Origin of the sequence: Phyllobacterium sp. OV277 (genome assembly GCF_900104355.1) — a bacterium.
Classification (GTDB): domain Bacteria; phylum Pseudomonadota; class Alphaproteobacteria; order Rhizobiales; family Rhizobiaceae; genus Phyllobacterium.
Map to the genome: position 1 here is coordinate 1 of NZ_FNIY01000001.1, position 16,780 is coordinate 16,780.

Sequence of the window (16,780 nt, forward strand, 5' to 3'; positions counted from 1 at the left end):
AAATCCGCATCCCATATCTCGTTGCACTCAACAAGAAGGTGACACAGCGACGTTTCTACTTTGCAGAAACAGGACACTTTAACTTTGCGGCTACATACAAAGATCGCATAAGATAGATTATGGAACTAAGCCATAGGCCAAAAACAATCTAAATGGTCACCACAGGTCTATTTTAAGCTCGATACGAAATTTGCTGGCATCATGGAATGACGCAGGCTTAAACGGAAATTCCAATTTGGGCGCCGGCTGTGGTTTGTTATCTGGCAGCCAGACAACCGAGATCTTGACCTCTTTGGTAGCTTGGAAACCAAGACCCAATTCACGCGTGGTTTCCTTGCCGTTTGTCTTCACACTTGCCGACCCCGAATAGCGATTGTGTGTAGCAGAAAGTTGCAGTGAGCTATTGGTGGCACGAAGTTTGTTGTCGAAATCCGTGCTGGCAATCGCCTTGAAACCGCGTGCGGCAGCCTCGACGTCAAGTGAGCCTCCGGCAAATTTCAGATCTTTATCAACCGTCAGACTCGTGTGGGCCTTGATATCCGGATCAGCCAAACTCGCATTGATATGGAAATTGAGTTCCTTTTTCAGAGCGTTGAAATAGACACTGGCGTTGGGATTGGCGCCGTTCATTTTGAGGCCGATGGAACCGGGTTTGGCGTCCCATACCATGAGGTTATCGGCATTGGGCAAACGCGTTTTCAGCAGGGTCTGTTGGGCCAATGTTGGGACAATGGGCTCGCCCATGGGGTCGTAACCGCCCATCGCCGTGCAACACCGACCGCCGATCTGGCAATTCACAGCAAAAAGCACACAGCCATCACTCGTCAGTCCGGCAACACTGTGGTGCTGCGTGTTTCTAAGGGTGTACTTCCCACAGCATGATAGAGAATTGTCTATAACCGCGTCGAGAGAATGACCACCAAAAACGATGCCTGACTGCAAGCCTTCACCAAAAAGCGGACGGCTTGAAAGCGGTATCAGACGAAAATCATCGCCTAATGTTGTTGTTTTCGGGCCTGTCGGTTGCGTGCGCGGTACTAATCCCATGTTCTACCTGCCATATTAGGTCGTTTGCTCGGCAAATTCGCGAGGCAATAACACCGTGAAGTCTGGCGGCAAGTAATACATCGCTGTCCCGGTATTTCAATCTATCAAAGGTCAGAACGTGAAACTAAAATGCACTATCCGATATTGGATGACACAGAAAAAATAGCGAATTAACTAGTAATATCAGCGACTTCTGCTTTTGCCGCCTTCATCAATGCCCGTGGTTCTGCCGGAAAAACGAAGTTTGTCCCGCCTGCTGCAGCCCACACAACATCAAACTGCATCAGCGTTTCGTCCGCAAAAGCCTTGATATCGACCAGGTGGCCCAACGGCGATACGCCGCCAATGGCAAAGCCGGTTTCCTTGCGGATGTGTTTTGGATCGGCTCGATGCAATGTTTCGCCGGTCAATTTTGCTGCTTTGGCAAGATCAAGCTGTCGTGGCCCGGAAACCAGAAACAAATAAAGCTGCTGCGTATCAGTACCTTGAAAGATCAGCGATTTAACAATCTGCGCAACCGTCACACCGCATTGGATTGCCGCATCTTCGGCCGTATGGGTTGAATCGGCCATCTGGCGGATTTCGATCTCAAGACCCGCTTCGTGGGCCGCCTGACGGACGCGCTCAACACTTTTGCTCATGCCTCAACCTCAAATGACAGGCCATCAAAGGCCGGTTCCACATTATCAGGCGTGCCCTGCATGACTGTTTCATAATCCAGCGGTACGTGCATATGCGTAAGGATTGCTCGACGCGGCTTTAGCTTATCGATCCATTCCATTGATTCATCGAGAGAAAAATGGCTTGGATGTGTGCGGTATTGAAGGGCATCAATGATCAGAATATCAAGGCCATCCAGTTGCGCTGCTGTCGTCTCCGGAAAGGCGCTGACGTCGGAACAATAGGCCACATCACCAATCCGGAAAGCCAGGGACAGGATATCGCCATGCACCTGCGGTAGTGGCAGAAAACGGATGGAACCGCCCGCTCCTTCAATTTCAAAAGCTTCGTGATGCACGATCTCGTGTGGCTGAAGGATCGGTGGGTAGCTGGAACCTTCAGGCGTCTTGAAGCAGTAGCCAAACCCCTCAACGAGGCGGCGCTGCGTTGCCAGATCGGCATAGATATCCATCAGGCTGCGCCGGTCGATGACAAAGGTCCTGAGATCATCAAGTCCGTGAATATGGTCCGCATGCGCATGGGTATAGACAACCGCATCGAGCCGTCCGGAGCCGAAATCGATCATCTGCGAACGGAAGTCCGGCCCCGTGTCGATAATCACAGTGGTAACGCCACCATTATCGGCAATACGCTCCACCAGCATGGACGCACGGCGGCGACGGTTTTTGGGATTGTCAGGATCGCAATTGCCCCAGTCACCATTAATGCGCGGCACGCCCGGAGACGAACCGCAGCCGAGAATGGTAAAGCGCAAGCGATCAGGCATGAGCGGGCCTTGGCATCTTGGTGAACAAGCGGAACACATTGTCAGTGGTCAGCCTGCCAATTTCCTCCACGCTGACGCCGATGGTCTCCGCCAGAACAGCAGCGGTATGCGTGACAAAGCTCGGCTCGTTGCGCCTGCCACGATGTGGCATGGGCGCAAGATAAGGCGCGTCCGTTTCCACCAGCAACCGGTCACGCGGTACATTTCTGGCGATTTCGCGAATGTCCGGTGAATTCTTGAATGTCAGAATACCGGAGAAGGAGACATAACCGCCAAGCTCGACGCCGACGCGCGCCAATTCGGCACCGGAGGAAAAGCAGTGCAGAATGAAAGGGAAGGCCCCCTTCCCTGATTCTTCACGCAAGATCGAAATCATGTCCTCATCGGCGCTGCGGGCATGAATAACGAGCGGCAAGCCCGTTGCGCGTGCGGCAGCAATATGTGTGCGAAGCCCGTGCGCCTGCGCTTCCGGCGGTGCATAATCATAATGATAATCAAGCCCCGCCTCACCGATCGCCACGACTTTCGGGTGCTCGGCAAGTTTGATCAGGTCATCGGCAGTAATGTCGAGTTCCTCATGCGCATTGTTTGGGTGCGTACCAACCGAAGCATAGACACTGTCATATTGCTCGGCGATTTTGATGATGCCGTCAAACTTGCGAACGCGCGTACAGATGGTCACGAGCCGCACAACGCCAAGATCCAGCGCCCGCTGGACAATGGCATCGCGTTCCTCGGCAAAATCCGGGAAATCCAGATGGCAATGGCTGTCGACAAGCATGAAAGATCCGGTTCCTGATCAGGCTTCTTTGTCAGTCTCGACGTAACGCGGGAAAATCGGCTGCGGCGCAGGCAAATCCGCACCGGGCACAAGTTCGCTGCCACCAAGCAGATCGCTGAAGTTACGTTTGGCTTCAGGCACCGCCAGAACATCAAGCAGCTTCGCCGCTGAGCCCGGAATAAACGGCTGACACAGGATACCCACGCGCCGGATCACTTCCGCCGTCACATAGAGAACAGTTTCCATCCGCGCCGGATCGGTCTTTTTCAGCGCCCAAGGCTCTTGCGAAGCGAAATACCTGTTGGCTTCGGCCACAACGGCAAAGATCGCTCCAAGCGCCAGATGCATGGCTTGACTTCCAACAGCCTTGCGCGCGGTTTCCAGCGCCGCCACGGCCTGATCGAGGATAGCCTTGTCGACATCCGTCAATGCGCCGGGCTGCGGAACCTTGGCTTCACAGTTCTTGTTAATCATCGACAGCGAGCGCTGCGCCAGATTACCCAGATCATTGGCAAGATCGGCATTGGTGCGATTGACAATGGCTTCATGGCTGTAATTGCCGTCCTGACCGAAAGGCACTTCACGCAAAAGGAAATAGCGCACCTGATCAAGGCCGTAATGCTCAACCAATGTGAAGGGATCGATGACATTGCCGACCGACTTTGACATTTTCTCGCCGCGGTTGAATACAAAACCATGGCCGAAAACGCGCTTTGGCAGCTCAATGCCTGCGGACAACAGGAATGCAGGCCAATAGACCGCATGGAAGCGAATAATGTCCTTGCCGATAATGTGTACATCGGCTGGCCAGTAACGCCACTTTTCAGCAGTCTCGTCGGGATAGCCTATGGCGGTAAGATAGTTGGTCAGCGCATCGACCCAGACATACATGACATGCTTTTCATCGCCGGGAACAGGAATGCCCCAGTCGAATGTCGTGCGCGATATGGACAGGTCTTTGAGACCTGATTTGACGAAGGACACAACTTCGTTGCGCCGCTCATCTGGCCCGATAAAGCTTGGCTTATCCGCATAAAGCTTGAGCAGGCGATCTTGATAGGCAGAAAGGCGGAAGAAATAGCTTTCCTCTTCCAGCCATTCGACCGGTGAGCCCTGCGGACCATAGCGCACGCCATCGGCGCGCACTTCCGTTTCATCTTCCTGATAATAGGCTTCATCGCGCACGGAATACCAACCGGCATAGGAATCCTTGTAGATATCCCCCGCTTCCACCATTTTCTGCCAAATCGCCTGCGATGACTTGTAATGCCGCTCCTCTGTGGTGCGGATGAAATCATCATAGGACGCATTCAAAGCATAGCCCATGTCACGGAAAAGCTTGGCATTTCTGTCAGCCAGCTCTCGCGGCGTGATGCCTTCCTTGCGTGCCGTCTGATGCATCTTGATGCCATGTTCGTCAGTGCCACTGAGGAAGAACACATCCTTACCGTCATGACGGTTGAAACGAGCAATCGCATCCGTCGCGATCAGCTCGTAAGCGTGACCGATATGCGGACTGCCGTTCGGATAGGAAATGGCTGTTGTGATGTAAAATGTTTCGCGGCTCATACGTAACCTGATTTGCTTCGGAATTGGCATCTTGGGAAGGCGTCAGGCTGACATAACCCATGTCTGGCCTGATTGCTATACCGGTCATAAACTCATGATCTGATTGAAATAATATTCCGCTTCTATCCGTTCAGGCGATCAACCGGCAAGCAGTGCGCGGTGCATCCTGTCTAGAAAGATAAGAACAGACTGCTTGCGATCAAGATTGAAAGCATCGGCTTCCCGTGCTTCGCTCTGCATCTCCTGCCAGAGTGTCGACCATTGATTGGCCTCGGCGACAGCGCCTTTTGCGGCGGCCGCCCTCGCCTTTGCCGCCAAACGCGAGAATATGTCTTCAAGAAAGAGATCAAACTGGATCTCGGAATCACGGCCTGACAAGGCCGTTCCTAGCGCCTGAGCCTTCGGCACATCAAAGACCGGCTTGGTCAGGATGGATTCAATGGTCTGCGATATTTCAAGGCCGCCAAACGCCACCAGCAGCGCTGCCTTGCGCACACTGCCATCCGCATGGGCGACAAGCGCTTCAGTGTCAGGCACCTGATCTGCTCCAAGACCGATTGTTTCAAGTGCCGACAACAGGTCCTGCCGGTCCAGTCCTTCAAAGCGAATGGATTGGCAGCGCGACCGGATTGTCGGCAGCAAACGCCCGGAGGAATGTGAGATCAAAATGAACAACGTACGCTGTGGTGGCTCTTCAAGAGTCTTCAGCAAAGCATTGGCAGCATTGCGATTCATGTCATCTGCCGGATCGACAATCACGATGCGCCACGCACCATCATGCGCTGTGCGATTGAGAAAGTGCGTGACACGGCGGATCTCGTCGACGGTGATCCCGGTCTTGAATTTTCCGGTTTTCGCATCGAGTGGGCGACTGATGTGCAGGATGGCCAGATGCGTGCCCGTGGCAATCTGCCGGTATGGCGCAACAGAATAGTCGGGGGTGGCCAGTTCCAGCGGCGCATCATGCTGGATCGGATGTTTGAGCATATGGCCGGCAAGATGGAACGCCAGTGTGGTCTTACCTACACCCTGTGGCCCTTCGAGCAGCAATGCATGGTGCATATGGCCGGATTGATAGGCCTGTGCCAGAAACGAGCGCACAGCCATATGGCCGAACAAGGCGGGATTGGCCGAAGGCGCCGGAATGCCATCAATGGAATCATGCGTGGCTGGAACATCAAGAACAGCATCGCTCATTGTGCCGCCCCCGCCTTGGGCTTGGCCTTGATGGACCGACTTGCCTTCAACCGGTCGACAAGTTCGGCAATATCGGCAGCAATGTCGTCAACCGGTCTATCGGCCGCAACAACCTTGCATCTGCCCGGTTCCGCCTCGGCGATGGCCAGATAGGCGTCCCGCCGCTTGCGATGCATTTCGATTGTCTCTTTCTCAAAACGATCAGCAGTCTCTGCGCCGCGCCGTGCATTTGCGCGTTGCAATCCGGTTTCCGCGGGCAGATCGAGAATAATAGTCAGATCGGGCATCAATCCATTGATTGCTGCACGTTCAATTGCACGCATGAGACCAGCATCCAGATCGCCGGTGACACCCTGATAGACACGGCTGGAATCGATATACCGGTCGCAGAGCACCATGCTGCCGGTATTCAGTGCCCGGCGCATCACCTGCTCGACGTGATCGTTGCGCGCGGCGGCAAACAGCATGGCTTCCATGGCTGGACCAAATGGCTCGGCCGCTCCGCTCAAGATGACGTGGCGCACGGCCTCTGCACCCGGCGAGCCGCCCGGTTCGCGTGTCACCAATACATCGTCACCGCCCGCGCGCATGTGTTCTGCCAGACGGGTGATCTGGGTAGATTTGCCCGCGCCCTCGCCGCCTTCAAAGGTAATGAATAGTCCCTGTTGCACGCCGTCAGCCGTCTTTCGCTAAAGAGTCACTCTTTACAGCTGGTTCTAATGCCCGAGGAAGAAAAGGTCGAGCGGTGAAAGCACTAAAGCTTAAGGTGGCGTGTCCAGCCTGTGGTCAGTTCCAGCACGGCATCCATTGTTCGCTTCTGCAAATCGCCTGTTTCAACGGCTTCTCCCGTATAAACAGGTGTTTCCTGAGCTAAGGCATCGCCAATCCAGATTCGCAGCACGCCAACCTGTTCATCCGCCTTCACTGGTGCAATGAGCGGCCCCTTATACTCCACATGGGCCCTGAGACGGTCCTTATTGGCGGTTGGAATCAAAAGGCTGATCTTTTCATGCGCTTTCAGGGGAACGCTCGACTTCACACCGCCAAACACGCTGGCCTCGCCCACAGTCTCGCCTTCGGTAAAAATGCTTATCTCTTCAAAAGCGTTGTAAGCCCATTCAAACACCTTCTTGGCCTCTTCCGCCCGTTCCTTGTCTGAAGCCAGACCACTCAGAGCAACAATATAACGGCGCCCATTATGTTCGGCAGAACCAACAAGACCATAGCCCGACTGTTCCGTATAGCCTGTCCCCATGCCATCGGCGCCGATATCCAGCCGCAATAGCGGATTGCGATTGCGCTGGAAAATATTGTTCCAGGTAAAGCTCTCCTGCGTATAGGTGCGGTAATACTCAGGATATTCGTGTTTGATGTAGCGAGCCAGTGTAACGAGATCGGTCAGGGATACTTTTTGCTGCGGATCGGGTAAGCCGGTCGAATTACGGAATGTCGAGTTCTTCAGGCCAATTTCCTTCGCCCGTTCATTCATCATCTCGGCAAATTTCTGCTCAGAACCCGCAATGCCTTCCGCCAGAATGATGCAGCCATCATTGGCCGACTGCACAATGACACCCTGAATGAGATCGCCGACGCTGATCGATGATTTGAGCTTGGCAAACATGGTCGAACCGCCAGAGGGCGCCCCACCTGTCCGCCAGGCATTTTCACTGACCGTATATTGTGTATCGATCTTGATGTTACCGGTTTTAAGCTCATGAAAAACCAGTTCCATGGTCATCAGCTTGGCCAGCGCCGCCGGTTCAATCAGTGTGTCCGGGGCTTTGGCATAAAGGATGGTGCCGGTCTGGTCTTCCAGCATCAAAGCCTGCTTGGCCTTGGTATCGAACAGCGCCTCTTGCGCTTGGGCTGAGCCATAGCCTGACAGTGCCACAAGAAGGCCAGCGGCAAGCATGCGGAATGGCTGTTTCAGGGATATTTTACGGTGTGGGAGATCAGTTTCCATCATCGCGTACGACAAACGCGTCGCCTGCCCCGGCCTTCCATGCGGCCTGCAGCAAGGCATCGGTGTTTTTCCCGGCATTGGCGCGCGCCACCAAGGCAATGCGCGGACCATCGGGGCTGGCGACCTCGGACAGATCGACCTTACCCAGCGGCGAAAGCGCTCGCATGACACGGCCAGCAGCGGCCTTGTCAGCAAAAAGACCGATATCCACATATTCGCCCGTAGGCGCAGCGACATCATCCAGCTTGTTCTGGTTTTTCCAAGCGCCGGAAATAGCCTGCGGCGAAATAAGGCTGTTCATCGCCACGGCTGTACCATTGGCACTCGCCACGCGCTCGCTGGCATAGGAGCTGACGAACGGTGATGGCCGCTTGGAGCCGCCCTTGAGCGACCCCAGCAGCACAGCAGGCTTGTCATCGATATAGGGCCCGATCAACGGCAGAACGGGTTGAATATCATAACCGAAAGGCATAGTGCCTCCAGACATTGCGGCCATATCCGCCGTCTGCGGCTGCATTGGCGCACCAAGATTAGCAGCCTGATCATTAAACGATACCGGCTGCATGCTAAGGCTTGCGACCTGAACGCCTGCGGGACGCGATGGCTGCATCCCCGGAATTTCAACCGTATTGCGCCGCGTGGGTGTCGAACCATTCATGGCGATCATCGTGCCTGAATCTGGCTGACCCAATGGATTGCGCACGCCTGGACCACGATAGGAAGCCATAAGGAACCCATCATCACGCCCTTCAAGCGGCGCACGTCCGACATATTCAACCTTCACATCAGCCGTACCCGTATGCTGATAGTCCAGCATGGTTGCTGCCTTTTGCGATAGGTCAATGACGCGATTGCTATGATAGGGTCCACGATCATTGACGCGCACGATTACCGAACTGCCATTGGCAAGATTGGTGACACGCGCATAACTGGGCAAAGGCATGGTGGGATGCGCCGCAGACAGATGGTTCATATCGTAGACTTCACCATTGGCAGTCAGACGACCATGAAATGCCGAGCCGTACCATGAGGCAAGACCCTGGCGTTTATAACCGGGTTCTTCCTTGGGGTAATACCACTTGCCACGAACCTGATAGGGCCGTCCGAGCTGATCGCGACCACCGCCGCGGGGCATGTTACGAAAATCCGTAACCACGCGTGGGCTGGCTTTGACGCCATATTCGGATTCTGCGAAATATTCCTTACCGTGGGTACGCTTGCCGACTTTCACCTTAGGTGACGATGCACAGGCAGCCATCAAGGCGCCCATCGCAACAACTCCAGCAATTCGAAAAGCTTTGGCTTTTGACAATGCAAACCACCGGCTGGACGCCGTCCCCACACTTTTTACGCATCGATAAACAGACAAGAATGTCAGCGCAACCCCAGAACCCATCATGGACGATTGCACCAAGTCTATAACTCGCACCGATAGGTTGACAGCACCTTAACAGAATAGGTTGATATCGCTGACATCAGGTGACTTTGGTTAACGGGCAATGATCTGGCGATCACTTTTTATGTGTCGTCGATTCAATGGCTCTATTCAGGTGGATTGCGCGCTCCGCCCATCTCATCTCTGAACTTCCCGTTCTATGCTTTTACCTGTGATGGCTGAACGGGCTAAAAACAGGCGCATTCGGTTTGCAGATATCATCCTGCCAGGAAATACGTAAGAAGAGCAGCCACAATCACGCCGCAGATAAATATAATCAGATACCAACCATAGGAATTATGGGTCGGCCAGGCATCTTCATCATCGTCGTCAAAATCGTCAATCATTGCACTGCCCTTTTGGGTGGGCCCGGCCAATCGGAAGCTACACGCTTCTTGTCGACCGGGCCCTGCCAACGGGGTTTCGCCAGCTTTCTTGAACCCCGGCCAGCGAAGAAAGTTCCAATTGGAGGGAAGAACCAATCTGGAAACGCCGCCATAGAACGTTTATAGGCATCCCATGATCGATTTGTCTGGCCATATCCTGATTCTAACCGGTCCTCCGGGTTCTGGAAAAAGCACAACTGCTGCATCTCTGGTTGCGAATTCAGAGGTCCCCGCAGTGCATCTGCATTCAGACGATTTTTGGCATTATATCAAGAATGGCCTGATTCAACCCTACCTGCCGGAAGCTCATGCGCAGAACAAGACTGTCATCGATGTTCTGGCCGGTGCCGCAGAACGATATGCCAAGGGTAATTTTTTTGTCGTGGTGGACGGCATCATTGGTCCCTGGTTTCTCGATCCTTTCCGCTCCCTTTCTCTGCCACTCCATTACATCATATTGCGGCCAATACTCAGCGAGGCCATTGCAAGGTGCCAACGTCGTGGCGGCAATACGCTCAGCGATCAGGGACCTATCAGCGAGTTGCACCGGCAATTTTCCGCGCTTGACGGGCTTAAGCGCCATGTCATTGAAACGGCAGGACAAAGCCGTGAGGAAACCCTCGAAGCTGTTCAGACTGTATTGGCTGACGGCACGCACCGCCTGAACCCTGTTGATTAAATGCCTCCCGCTTCCGTCCTTTGCCATCGCATGCTTTAATGCTGGCGGAACATAAAACGACATCGGGAGGAAAATGAATGTCACTATCTGGGATCACCCGGCGCGCTAGTCTCGCCCTCGGCCTTTCAATTCTATCAGCAGTAACGTTTGGCGGGCTGGCACAAGCCCAAACCTTTCCGGACCGCGTTGTGACGATGGTCGTGCCTTTTGCCGCCGGTGGATCAACCGACGTTGTGGCGCGCGTGATCGCCAACAAAATGTCTGATCTGCTCGGCCAGCAGGTGATTGTCCAGAATATTGGCGGCGGGGGTGGCAGCCTTGGTGCAGGCAATGTGGTACGGGCCGATCCTGATGGTTACACGATCCTCATGGGCACGGTGGCAACGCACGCGCTTAACCCGCTTATCCTGAAATCCAAACCATATGATGCTGAAAAGGATTTCGCGCCGATTTCATTGCTCGTGATCGTTCCCAATGTCCTGGTGGTCAATCCGGAACTGCCGGCAAAGAATGTCAAGGAACTGGTCGATTTGCTGAAGGCCAATCCGGAGAAGTACAGTTACGCATCTTCGGGCAATGGCACGCCGCTGCATCTCTCCGGCGAGTTGTTCAAGAAGATGGCTGGCGTCTCGATGCAGCACATTCCATATAAGGGCGCAGGCCCTGCGCTGAATGATGTCATCGGCAATCAGGTGCCGATCATGTTCGACAACCTCCCCTCATCATCGTCGCATATGAAGGGCGGCACATTACGGGCACTTGGCGTGACCACCAAGGAAAGGGCCGCGTCCTTCCCTGACGTGCCCACAATTGGCGAAACAATCCCCGGTTATGAAACCTATACCTGGAACGCGCTGTTCGCACCGGCAGGTACACCGCCTGAGGTTATCGCCAAGCTGAATGAAGCTGCCAACAAGGCGATGAAAGATCCCGCGGTAATCGAACGCATGAAAGAATTCAGCGCCACCATCGTCGGCTCTACGCCTGAAGAACTCGCTGCGCATGTGAAGGCGGAAATCGCCAAGTGGACACCTGTCGTCAAGGACGCCAACGTCCAGATGGATTAATCCAGACGACACAACAGGCGGGCGCGGATTGGCGCCCGTCTTCCGTCAATCCTAAAGACTATCCCCACATTCCTCTCATTCGCCCGGCGATGTCGACACGGACATTGCGCGCTTCCGCCTGCCTTGGAGATTCCTGCCGAATTTTTGGCCAAGTGGTGCATTCGAAATACTGCAGAAGCGTTGCCGGAACGAACCGCGTGCGCGAAGCATAGACATGCCTGTCACCTTGCGCGTTCTGGCCATACGTGAAAAAGCGTTGCGGAACGACCAGATGCAAATCATCTTTTGCCCGGGTCATGGCGACATAGAGCAGCCGCCTTTCCTCCTCAATTTCGGGTTTTGACCCTACCCCAAGATCAGACGGCATACAGCCATCAACAACATTCAATACATAGACTGACTTCCATTCCTGCCCCTTGGCGGAGTGGATTGTGGAGAGGATCAGATAATCTTCATCCAGCAGAGGAACGCCAGACTGGTCGCTCGTTGCATCGGGTGGATCAAGGGTAAGCTCGGTCAGAAACCGTTCACGCGATGGATAGCCGCTGGCGATTTGCTGAAGTTGCAGAAGATCAGCCTGCCGCATGGATGCATCATCGTGAAGCCGCTCCAGATGCGGCTCATACCAGGCGCGAATGTTCTCCAGATCGCCTGGCCACTCGCTCTTGCGGCCATGCACGCCTTGAAGCATTTCAACAAATGTCGCCCAGTCCTCGCCTGCCCGCGGCGGTGCGGGAATCTCGGACAGCGCCGCAACCGGGTCTGCATGCAGGGCCATCTTGTCGAGGACATTTTGAGCAGAGGCCGGGCCTACACCGGGCAAAAGCTGCATAAGGCGAAAACCCGCCACACGGTCCCGGGGATTCTGGATGAAACGCAAAGTTGCCAGCAAATCCTTGACATGGCTACTGTCCAGAAACTTCAGGCCGCCAAATTTGACAAACGGAATGTTTCGCCGCGTCAACTCGACTTCCAGCGCACCACTATGACTAGATGTCCGGAAAAGCACGGCCTGCTGTTTTAGCAAGGCGCCGTTTTCCCGCCTGTCGAGAACCTGTTCGACGATATAGCGCGCCTGTTCACTTTCATCGCGCACAGTGACCAGTTGCGGTCTGTCGGCAGATTGCCGTTCTGTCCAGAGGTTCTTGGTAAAACGCTCGGATGCCAAATCGATAACGGCGTTGGCAGCGGTGAGGATTGGCTGTGTGGAACGGTAATTTCGGTCCAGCGTGATGACATCAGCCGCTGGCGTAAAGGATGCCGGAAAGTCGAGAATGTTGCGGACGGTCGCCGACCTGAAAGAATAGATTGATTGCGCATCGTCACCGACGACAGTCAACCCCGTACCCATGGGTTTCAGCGCCAAAAGGATCGAGGATTGTAGCCGGTTGGTGTCCTGATACTCGTCGACCATAACGTGATCAAACCGCGACCCGATATCCTCAGCCAAAAGTGGGTCCGTTACCGTCTGGCACCAATAAAGCAGCAGGTCGTCGTAATCGAGAATGTTCTGGGATTGCTTGGCTTCCACATATCCCGCAAACAATTGGCGCAATTGCGCACCCCACGCGGCACACCATGGAAAATGCTCCTTCAGAACGTCTTCAAGCGGGCGTTCGGAATTGATTGTCCGCGAATAAATGGCAAGGCATGTGCCCTTGGTCGGAAACCTGTTCTCCATCTTGGAGAAGCCAAGTTCATGGCGGACGAGGTTCATCAAATCCGCCGAGTCCTCCCGGTCGTGGATCGTGAAATTCCTGTCGAGTGATATCTGGTCGCAATATTCGCGCAGAAGGCGTGCGCCTATGCCGTGAAATGTGCCAGACCATTCAAGGGCATTGCTGTAGGCAGCGCCATTCGCACCGAGAACCTGATTGCAGATGCGCTCCACGCGCCGAGCCATTTCAGCGGCTGCCCGCCGGGAAAACGTCATCAGAAGAATACGCCGGGGGTCCGTACCATTGACAATCAGATGAGCGACGCGATGGGCAAGCGTGTTGGTCTTGCCCGAGCCCGCACCGGCAATAATGAGCAACGGTCCCGCACTGCCCCCGGTGCCAACTCCATATTCAACAGCGCGCCGCTGTGCATCATTCAGTTTTTCGAGATAGGCAGCCATAGACTCTCCGAACGCGCGAATCCAGAAAAGAATCGCTTGGAACAGAGAGAGAACGTACTACCAACGCCCTACCGATGGAAAGCGCACAATTTTCGGCTGTAAAAATGTCTGATTACCAACCCATCAAAGCAGACGATCCCGATCGGCAGCCTCCGGAAGCCAGCATGTCTCATAGCGTCCAAAAAGAAAGTTTCTGTGGCGCGCAATGAAGCGGTAGATTGGATCACGGATAAAACGCGGCACAGCTTTAAAAAGGCTGGCAATCCGCCATGGCCATCCAAGACCGGCATAGATCGCCAGAACTGCATCCGAATTCCTGAAAACGCCCTGCTGTTCAACGACGATCATTGTTTCCGGGTCAGCGGGATCAATGCCATTGAGCCGGTAGAGCGCCATCCCAACAGGTTCCTGCATGGATGCGAGGCGAAAGCGATGTTGATGATCATGACGAAGGACGAACTGGGCATTGGCAGAGCACATCACACAAAGCGCATCAAACACAATGATTGGGCCCTTTGAGATTATATCCTCAAGCTCAGCCGAGGAAGGAGTGGTGCCGGGGTTTTTCGCGTCCATAGTCAATCACATAGTTAAGAAACGTCCGATAGCAATGGTCTCTCCAGGACCAATCAATGCTTTCGCACTGGATAGACCTGTGTCTAAAATTGCAAAAGCGACAACCAACAGCTGTGAAGGTCATCATGCTTATTATTATGAGTGGCTTGCCCGGAACTGGTAAGACCACAATCGCTCGTGAGCTTGCTCGCCCTCTAAAGGCAATGCATTTGCGGGTCGACACAATCGCGCAGGCGTTAATTTCATCCGAAATGTTGAGGGATGAGGTGGGTCCGGCAGACTATATCGTTGCCTATGCTCTGGCGGAAGAAAACTTGCGAAACGGAGGAACAGTTATCGCCGACTCCGTTAATGCCATCACGATCACGCGCCAAGCATGGCGCAACGTGGCGTCTCGAGCCAATGTCGAAGCATTCGAAATTCACGTTACGTGTTCGGATGCCGAAGAACACAGGCGCCGCGTCGAAACAAGAGTCTCCGACATCGAAGACATGATACTGCCCACATGGAAAGAAGTCGCAGAGAGAGTCTACGAGAAATGGGACAGAGATACGACGGTCATTGATACCTTCACAACCGGTCCAGATGAAGCTGTCAGGCTCATCTTGAGCAAGATCGAAAAAAGATCCCGAAATCGTTGACAGCACAAACCGCAGACATCAGAAAATCGATTGGTGCCCCGCAATGGCTACCGCCTTTTGAGGAACGCAAACTTCGCATTAAGCTGGCCGGTAGCAATGAGCCTGTTGAGGTCGGTCTGATCGATGCGCCCACTTGCAACACCATCTGCCAATCGACTGCAAAGCGTGTCTGAAAGGTGCTCACGCGATACGCCTATATAGGTCATGGCGTGCTGCTTGAATTCAGGTCTCGACATTTCAACCTGCCGTACACAGCTTGCAATCGTTGCTGTCCGATTGTTCTTCACATCGTCTTGAATTGTGGAACAACCCGCTAGCGCGACCAATATTGCAGGCAATACAATGTGCGTAATGTTCATGTGACCCCCGTCCCCATTTTTAGCCAAGGCTAGGGTAAGATATATATTCTTGCAATGGCCCAACTCCTCATCGAAAAGATGTGGAAGCATCCTCTCATTTCATTCCTGATCGTAAAGTCATTCAGTAATGTGGTTATGACGGGGTCACTGGGCTACCGCAGGTGTCACACGCCAAATCGTATTTCCCACGTCATCAGCAACCAGCAACGCACCTGACTTGTCGATTGCAACACCCACTGGACGGCCAAGGGCTTTATCCTGATCATTGATGAAGCCGGTCAGTATATCCTTCGGCGGACCGCTGGGCTTACCGTTTTCAAAGGGAACGAAAATAACTTTGTAGCCGCTGCGCGGTTTGCGGTTCCATGATCCATGCTGGCCGACGAATGCACCATTTTGATAGTCGGCGCCCAAAAGCGTTCCGGTGTTGAACGTAAGGCCGAGCGATGCTGTATGCGGTCCAAGCGCGTAATCTGGCTTAATCGCCTTCGCCACAAGCTCAGGATTTTGCGGTTTGACACGCACATCAACATTCTGGCCGTAATAGCTGTAAGGCCATCCATAGAATGCACCATCCTTGACCGAAGTCATATAATCCGGAACGAGATCGCTGCCGATTTCATCGCGCTCATTCACGGCAACCCACAATTCACCGCTATCTGGATTCCACGAAAGCCCGTTGGGATTGCGAAGGCCGGATGCGAACACGCGCTCCTGTCCCGTTGCCAGATCGATCTCAAGAACGGCTGCTCTGTTCTTCTCGGCATCAAGGCCATTTTCTCCGACATTGCTGTTGGAGCCCACGGTCGCAAAGAGCTTCTTGCCATCCGGGCTTGCTATAACATCCTTCGTCCAGTGATGGTTGATAGGACCGCCCGGCAGGTCGGCGATCTTCTCGGGCGCTGTGGTGATCTTGGCGTCACCATCCTTATAGGGAAACGCGACAATGCCGTCGGTGTTGGCAACGTAAAGTTTCCCATTGGCCAGTGTCATGCCAAAAGGCGAATTCAGACCTTCGATGAACGGCTCCTTTACTTCGGCCACGCCATCCTTGTCCGCATCCCTCAGCAGTGTAATACGGTTGGCATTGACAGCTTTGGCGCCAGCCCGGTTCATCAGGACACCCATAACCCAGCCTCGAATACTGAAACCGGTTTGCTCCTCTGCAGGACCATTGGTTTCCGCAACAAGAATGTCCCCGTTTGGGAGGACATGCAGCCAGCGCGGGTGTGCCAAATCCTTCGCATAAACATTGACCTTCAGCCCTGAAGCCACAACGGGGGTTACACCATCAGGCCATTTGGTGGCTTGTGCGACATTCACGGTTGGAATCGGTCGAGGGTTGGGCGCCGGCAAAGTGGGATTAGGTCCATACCCTTCGCTGACAGGCACTGTCGCTGACTCTTGCGAATAGAAGTAGACGCCACCTGCCCCCAGGCAAGCGAGGATGATCAAACCCAAGATACCAAAGGTCAGTTTTTTCATGGCGAATATCCCCGTTGAAGAATTTCTGA

Annotated in this window: 17 protein-coding genes; 3 read left to right on the top strand and 14 right to left on the bottom strand. The window is 54.0% G+C overall.

Features of this window, described 5'->3' with window-relative positions; all coding sequences use genetic code 11:
* Positions 1 to 156: 156 nt before the first annotated feature.
* The 10 genes from BLU05_RS00005 to BLU05_RS26535 all read right to left on the bottom strand — a co-directional run bounded on the left by BLU05_RS00005 (position 157) and on the right by BLU05_RS26535 (position 9,786).
* Entirely contained in the window at positions 157 to 942 is a 786-nt protein-coding gene (locus BLU05_RS00005; protein WP_139210347.1) for a hypothetical protein, read from the bottom strand.
* Between the two features lie 275 nt (positions 943 to 1,217).
* Entirely contained in the window at positions 1,218 to 1,688 is a 471-nt protein-coding gene (locus BLU05_RS00010; RefSeq protein ID WP_091876795.1) for a YbaK/EbsC family protein, read from the bottom strand.
* Positions 1,685 to 2,494 carry an MBL fold metallo-hydrolase gene (locus tag BLU05_RS00015; RefSeq protein ID WP_091876796.1) on the bottom strand — a complete coding sequence of 270 codons (810 nt, stop codon included), beginning with the start codon at positions 2,492 to 2,494 and terminating at the stop codon, positions 1,685 to 1,687. Before BLU05_RS00015 ends, BLU05_RS00010 begins: the two co-directional genes overlap by 4 nt.
* A complete protein-coding gene (locus BLU05_RS00020; protein WP_091876797.1) occupies positions 2,487 to 3,275 on the bottom strand; it encodes a TatD family hydrolase in 789 nt (262 codons plus the stop codon). Before BLU05_RS00020 ends, BLU05_RS00015 begins: the two co-directional genes overlap by 8 nt.
* A gap of 18 nt (positions 3,276 to 3,293) precedes the next feature.
* Entirely contained in the window at positions 3,294 to 4,844 is a 1,551-nt protein-coding gene (gene metG, locus BLU05_RS00025) for a methionine--tRNA ligase (RefSeq protein ID WP_091876798.1), read from the bottom strand.
* A gap of 138 nt (positions 4,845 to 4,982) precedes the next feature.
* On the bottom strand, positions 4,983 to 6,041 hold the full coding sequence (locus BLU05_RS00030; RefSeq protein WP_091876799.1) for a DNA polymerase III subunit delta': 1,059 nt from the start codon (positions 6,039 to 6,041) through the stop codon (positions 4,983 to 4,985).
* Positions 6,038 to 6,712 (bottom strand): dTMP kinase, encoded by a 675-nt coding sequence (gene tmk, locus BLU05_RS00035; protein WP_091876801.1) that lies wholly within the window; start codon positions 6,710 to 6,712, stop codon positions 6,038 to 6,040. Before tmk ends, BLU05_RS00030 begins: the two co-directional genes overlap by 4 nt.
* A gap of 83 nt (positions 6,713 to 6,795) precedes the next feature.
* Complete coding sequence (locus BLU05_RS00040) at positions 6,796 to 8,007, bottom strand: D-alanyl-D-alanine carboxypeptidase family protein (RefSeq protein ID WP_091876803.1); 1,212 nt, start codon at positions 8,005 to 8,007, stop codon at positions 6,796 to 6,798.
* Positions 7,994 to 9,274 (bottom strand): septal ring lytic transglycosylase RlpA family protein, encoded by a 1,281-nt coding sequence (locus BLU05_RS26530; protein ID WP_091876805.1) that lies wholly within the window; start codon positions 9,272 to 9,274, stop codon positions 7,994 to 7,996. The genes BLU05_RS00040 and BLU05_RS26530 overlap by 14 nt, the downstream gene beginning before the upstream one ends.
* A 383-nt stretch (positions 9,275 to 9,657) precedes the next feature.
* On the bottom strand, positions 9,658 to 9,786 hold the full coding sequence (locus BLU05_RS26535; RefSeq protein WP_280139021.1) for a hypothetical protein: 129 nt from the start codon (positions 9,784 to 9,786) through the stop codon (positions 9,658 to 9,660).
* 175 nt (positions 9,787 to 9,961) lie between these two features.
* Here BLU05_RS26535 and BLU05_RS00050 point away from each other — a divergent pair, with 175 nt between their 5' ends.
* Both BLU05_RS00050 and BLU05_RS00055 read left to right on the top strand, forming a co-directional pair.
* Entirely contained in the window at positions 9,962 to 10,504 is a 543-nt protein-coding gene (locus BLU05_RS00050; RefSeq protein ID WP_091878338.1) for an AAA family ATPase, read from the top strand.
* Positions 10,505 to 10,581: 77 nt separating this feature from the next.
* Positions 10,582 to 11,571 (top strand): Bug family tripartite tricarboxylate transporter substrate binding protein, encoded by a 990-nt coding sequence (locus tag BLU05_RS00055; protein ID WP_091876807.1) that lies wholly within the window; start codon positions 10,582 to 10,584, stop codon positions 11,569 to 11,571.
* A gap of 58 nt (positions 11,572 to 11,629) precedes the next feature.
* Here the strand turns inward: BLU05_RS00055 and BLU05_RS00060 are convergent, their stop codons facing one another.
* Together BLU05_RS00060 and BLU05_RS00065 are read right to left on the bottom strand one after the other, a co-directional pair.
* Positions 11,630 to 13,690, bottom strand: coding sequence for an ATP-dependent helicase (locus BLU05_RS00060; RefSeq protein ID WP_091876808.1), 2,061 nt, complete (start codon positions 13,688 to 13,690; stop codon positions 11,630 to 11,632).
* A gap of 123 nt (positions 13,691 to 13,813) precedes the next feature.
* Positions 13,814 to 14,266, bottom strand: a complete 453-nt coding sequence (locus BLU05_RS00065; RefSeq protein ID WP_091876810.1) for a thiol-disulfide oxidoreductase DCC family protein — start codon at positions 14,264 to 14,266, stop codon at positions 13,814 to 13,816.
* 125 nt (positions 14,267 to 14,391) lie between these two features.
* Here BLU05_RS00065 and BLU05_RS00070 point away from each other — a divergent pair, with 125 nt between their 5' ends.
* Positions 14,392 to 14,907 (top strand): P-loop nucleotide/nucleoside kinase family protein, encoded by a 516-nt coding sequence (locus BLU05_RS00070; protein WP_091876811.1) that lies wholly within the window; start codon positions 14,392 to 14,394, stop codon positions 14,905 to 14,907.
* 47 nt (positions 14,908 to 14,954) lie between these two features.
* On the opposite strand, the gene BLU05_RS25825 is transcribed toward BLU05_RS00070, so the two are convergent.
* A complete protein-coding gene (locus BLU05_RS25825) occupies positions 14,955 to 15,143 on the bottom strand; it encodes a hypothetical protein (protein ID WP_139210349.1) in 189 nt (62 codons plus the stop codon).
* A gap of 267 nt (positions 15,144 to 15,410) precedes the next feature.
* Positions 15,411 to 16,751, bottom strand: a complete 1,341-nt coding sequence (locus BLU05_RS00080; protein ID WP_091876815.1) for a PQQ-dependent sugar dehydrogenase — start codon at positions 16,749 to 16,751, stop codon at positions 15,411 to 15,413.
* Positions 16,752 to 16,780: the final 29 nt, after the last annotated feature.

Bases quoted from the DNA above. Each gene is read 5' to 3' on its own strand.
- BLU05_RS00070 (WP_091876811.1), top strand. From the start codon at position 14,392: ATGCTTATTATTATGAGTGGCTTGCCCGGAACTGGTAAGACCACAATC.
- BLU05_RS25825 (WP_139210349.1), bottom strand. From the start codon at position 15,143: ATGTCGAGACCTGAATTCAAGCAGCACGCCATGACCTATATAGGCGTA.
- BLU05_RS26530 (WP_091876805.1), bottom strand. From the start codon at position 9,274: ATGGGCGCCTTGATGGCTGCCTGTGCATCGTCACCTAAGGTGAAAGTC.
- BLU05_RS00010 (WP_091876795.1), bottom strand. From the start codon at position 1,688: ATGAGCAAAAGTGTTGAGCGCGTCCGTCAGGCGGCCCACGAAGCGGGT.
- BLU05_RS00065 (WP_091876810.1), bottom strand. From the start codon at position 14,266: ATGGACGCGAAAAACCCCGGCACCACTCCTTCCTCGGCTGAGCTTGAG.
- BLU05_RS00040 (WP_091876803.1), bottom strand. From the start codon at position 8,007: ATGATGGAAACTGATCTCCCACACCGTAAAATATCCCTGAAACAGCCA.
- BLU05_RS00055 (WP_091876807.1), top strand. From the start codon at position 10,582: ATGTCACTATCTGGGATCACCCGGCGCGCTAGTCTCGCCCTCGGCCTT.
- BLU05_RS26535 (WP_280139021.1), bottom strand. From the start codon at position 9,786: ATGATTGACGATTTTGACGACGATGATGAAGATGCCTGGCCGACCCAT.
- BLU05_RS00030 (WP_091876799.1), bottom strand. From the start codon at position 6,041: ATGAGCGATGCTGTTCTTGATGTTCCAGCCACGCATGATTCCATTGAT.
- BLU05_RS00080 (WP_091876815.1), bottom strand. From the start codon at position 16,751: ATGAAAAAACTGACCTTTGGTATCTTGGGTTTGATCATCCTCGCTTGC.
- BLU05_RS00060 (WP_091876808.1), bottom strand. From the start codon at position 13,690: ATGGCTGCCTATCTCGAAAAACTGAATGATGCACAGCGGCGCGCTGTT.
- metG (WP_091876798.1), bottom strand. From the start codon at position 4,844: ATGAGCCGCGAAACATTTTACATCACAACAGCCATTTCCTATCCGAAC.
- BLU05_RS00015 (WP_091876796.1), bottom strand. From the start codon at position 2,494: ATGCCTGATCGCTTGCGCTTTACCATTCTCGGCTGCGGTTCGTCTCCG.
- BLU05_RS00020 (WP_091876797.1), bottom strand. From the start codon at position 3,275: ATGCTTGTCGACAGCCATTGCCATCTGGATTTCCCGGATTTTGCCGAG.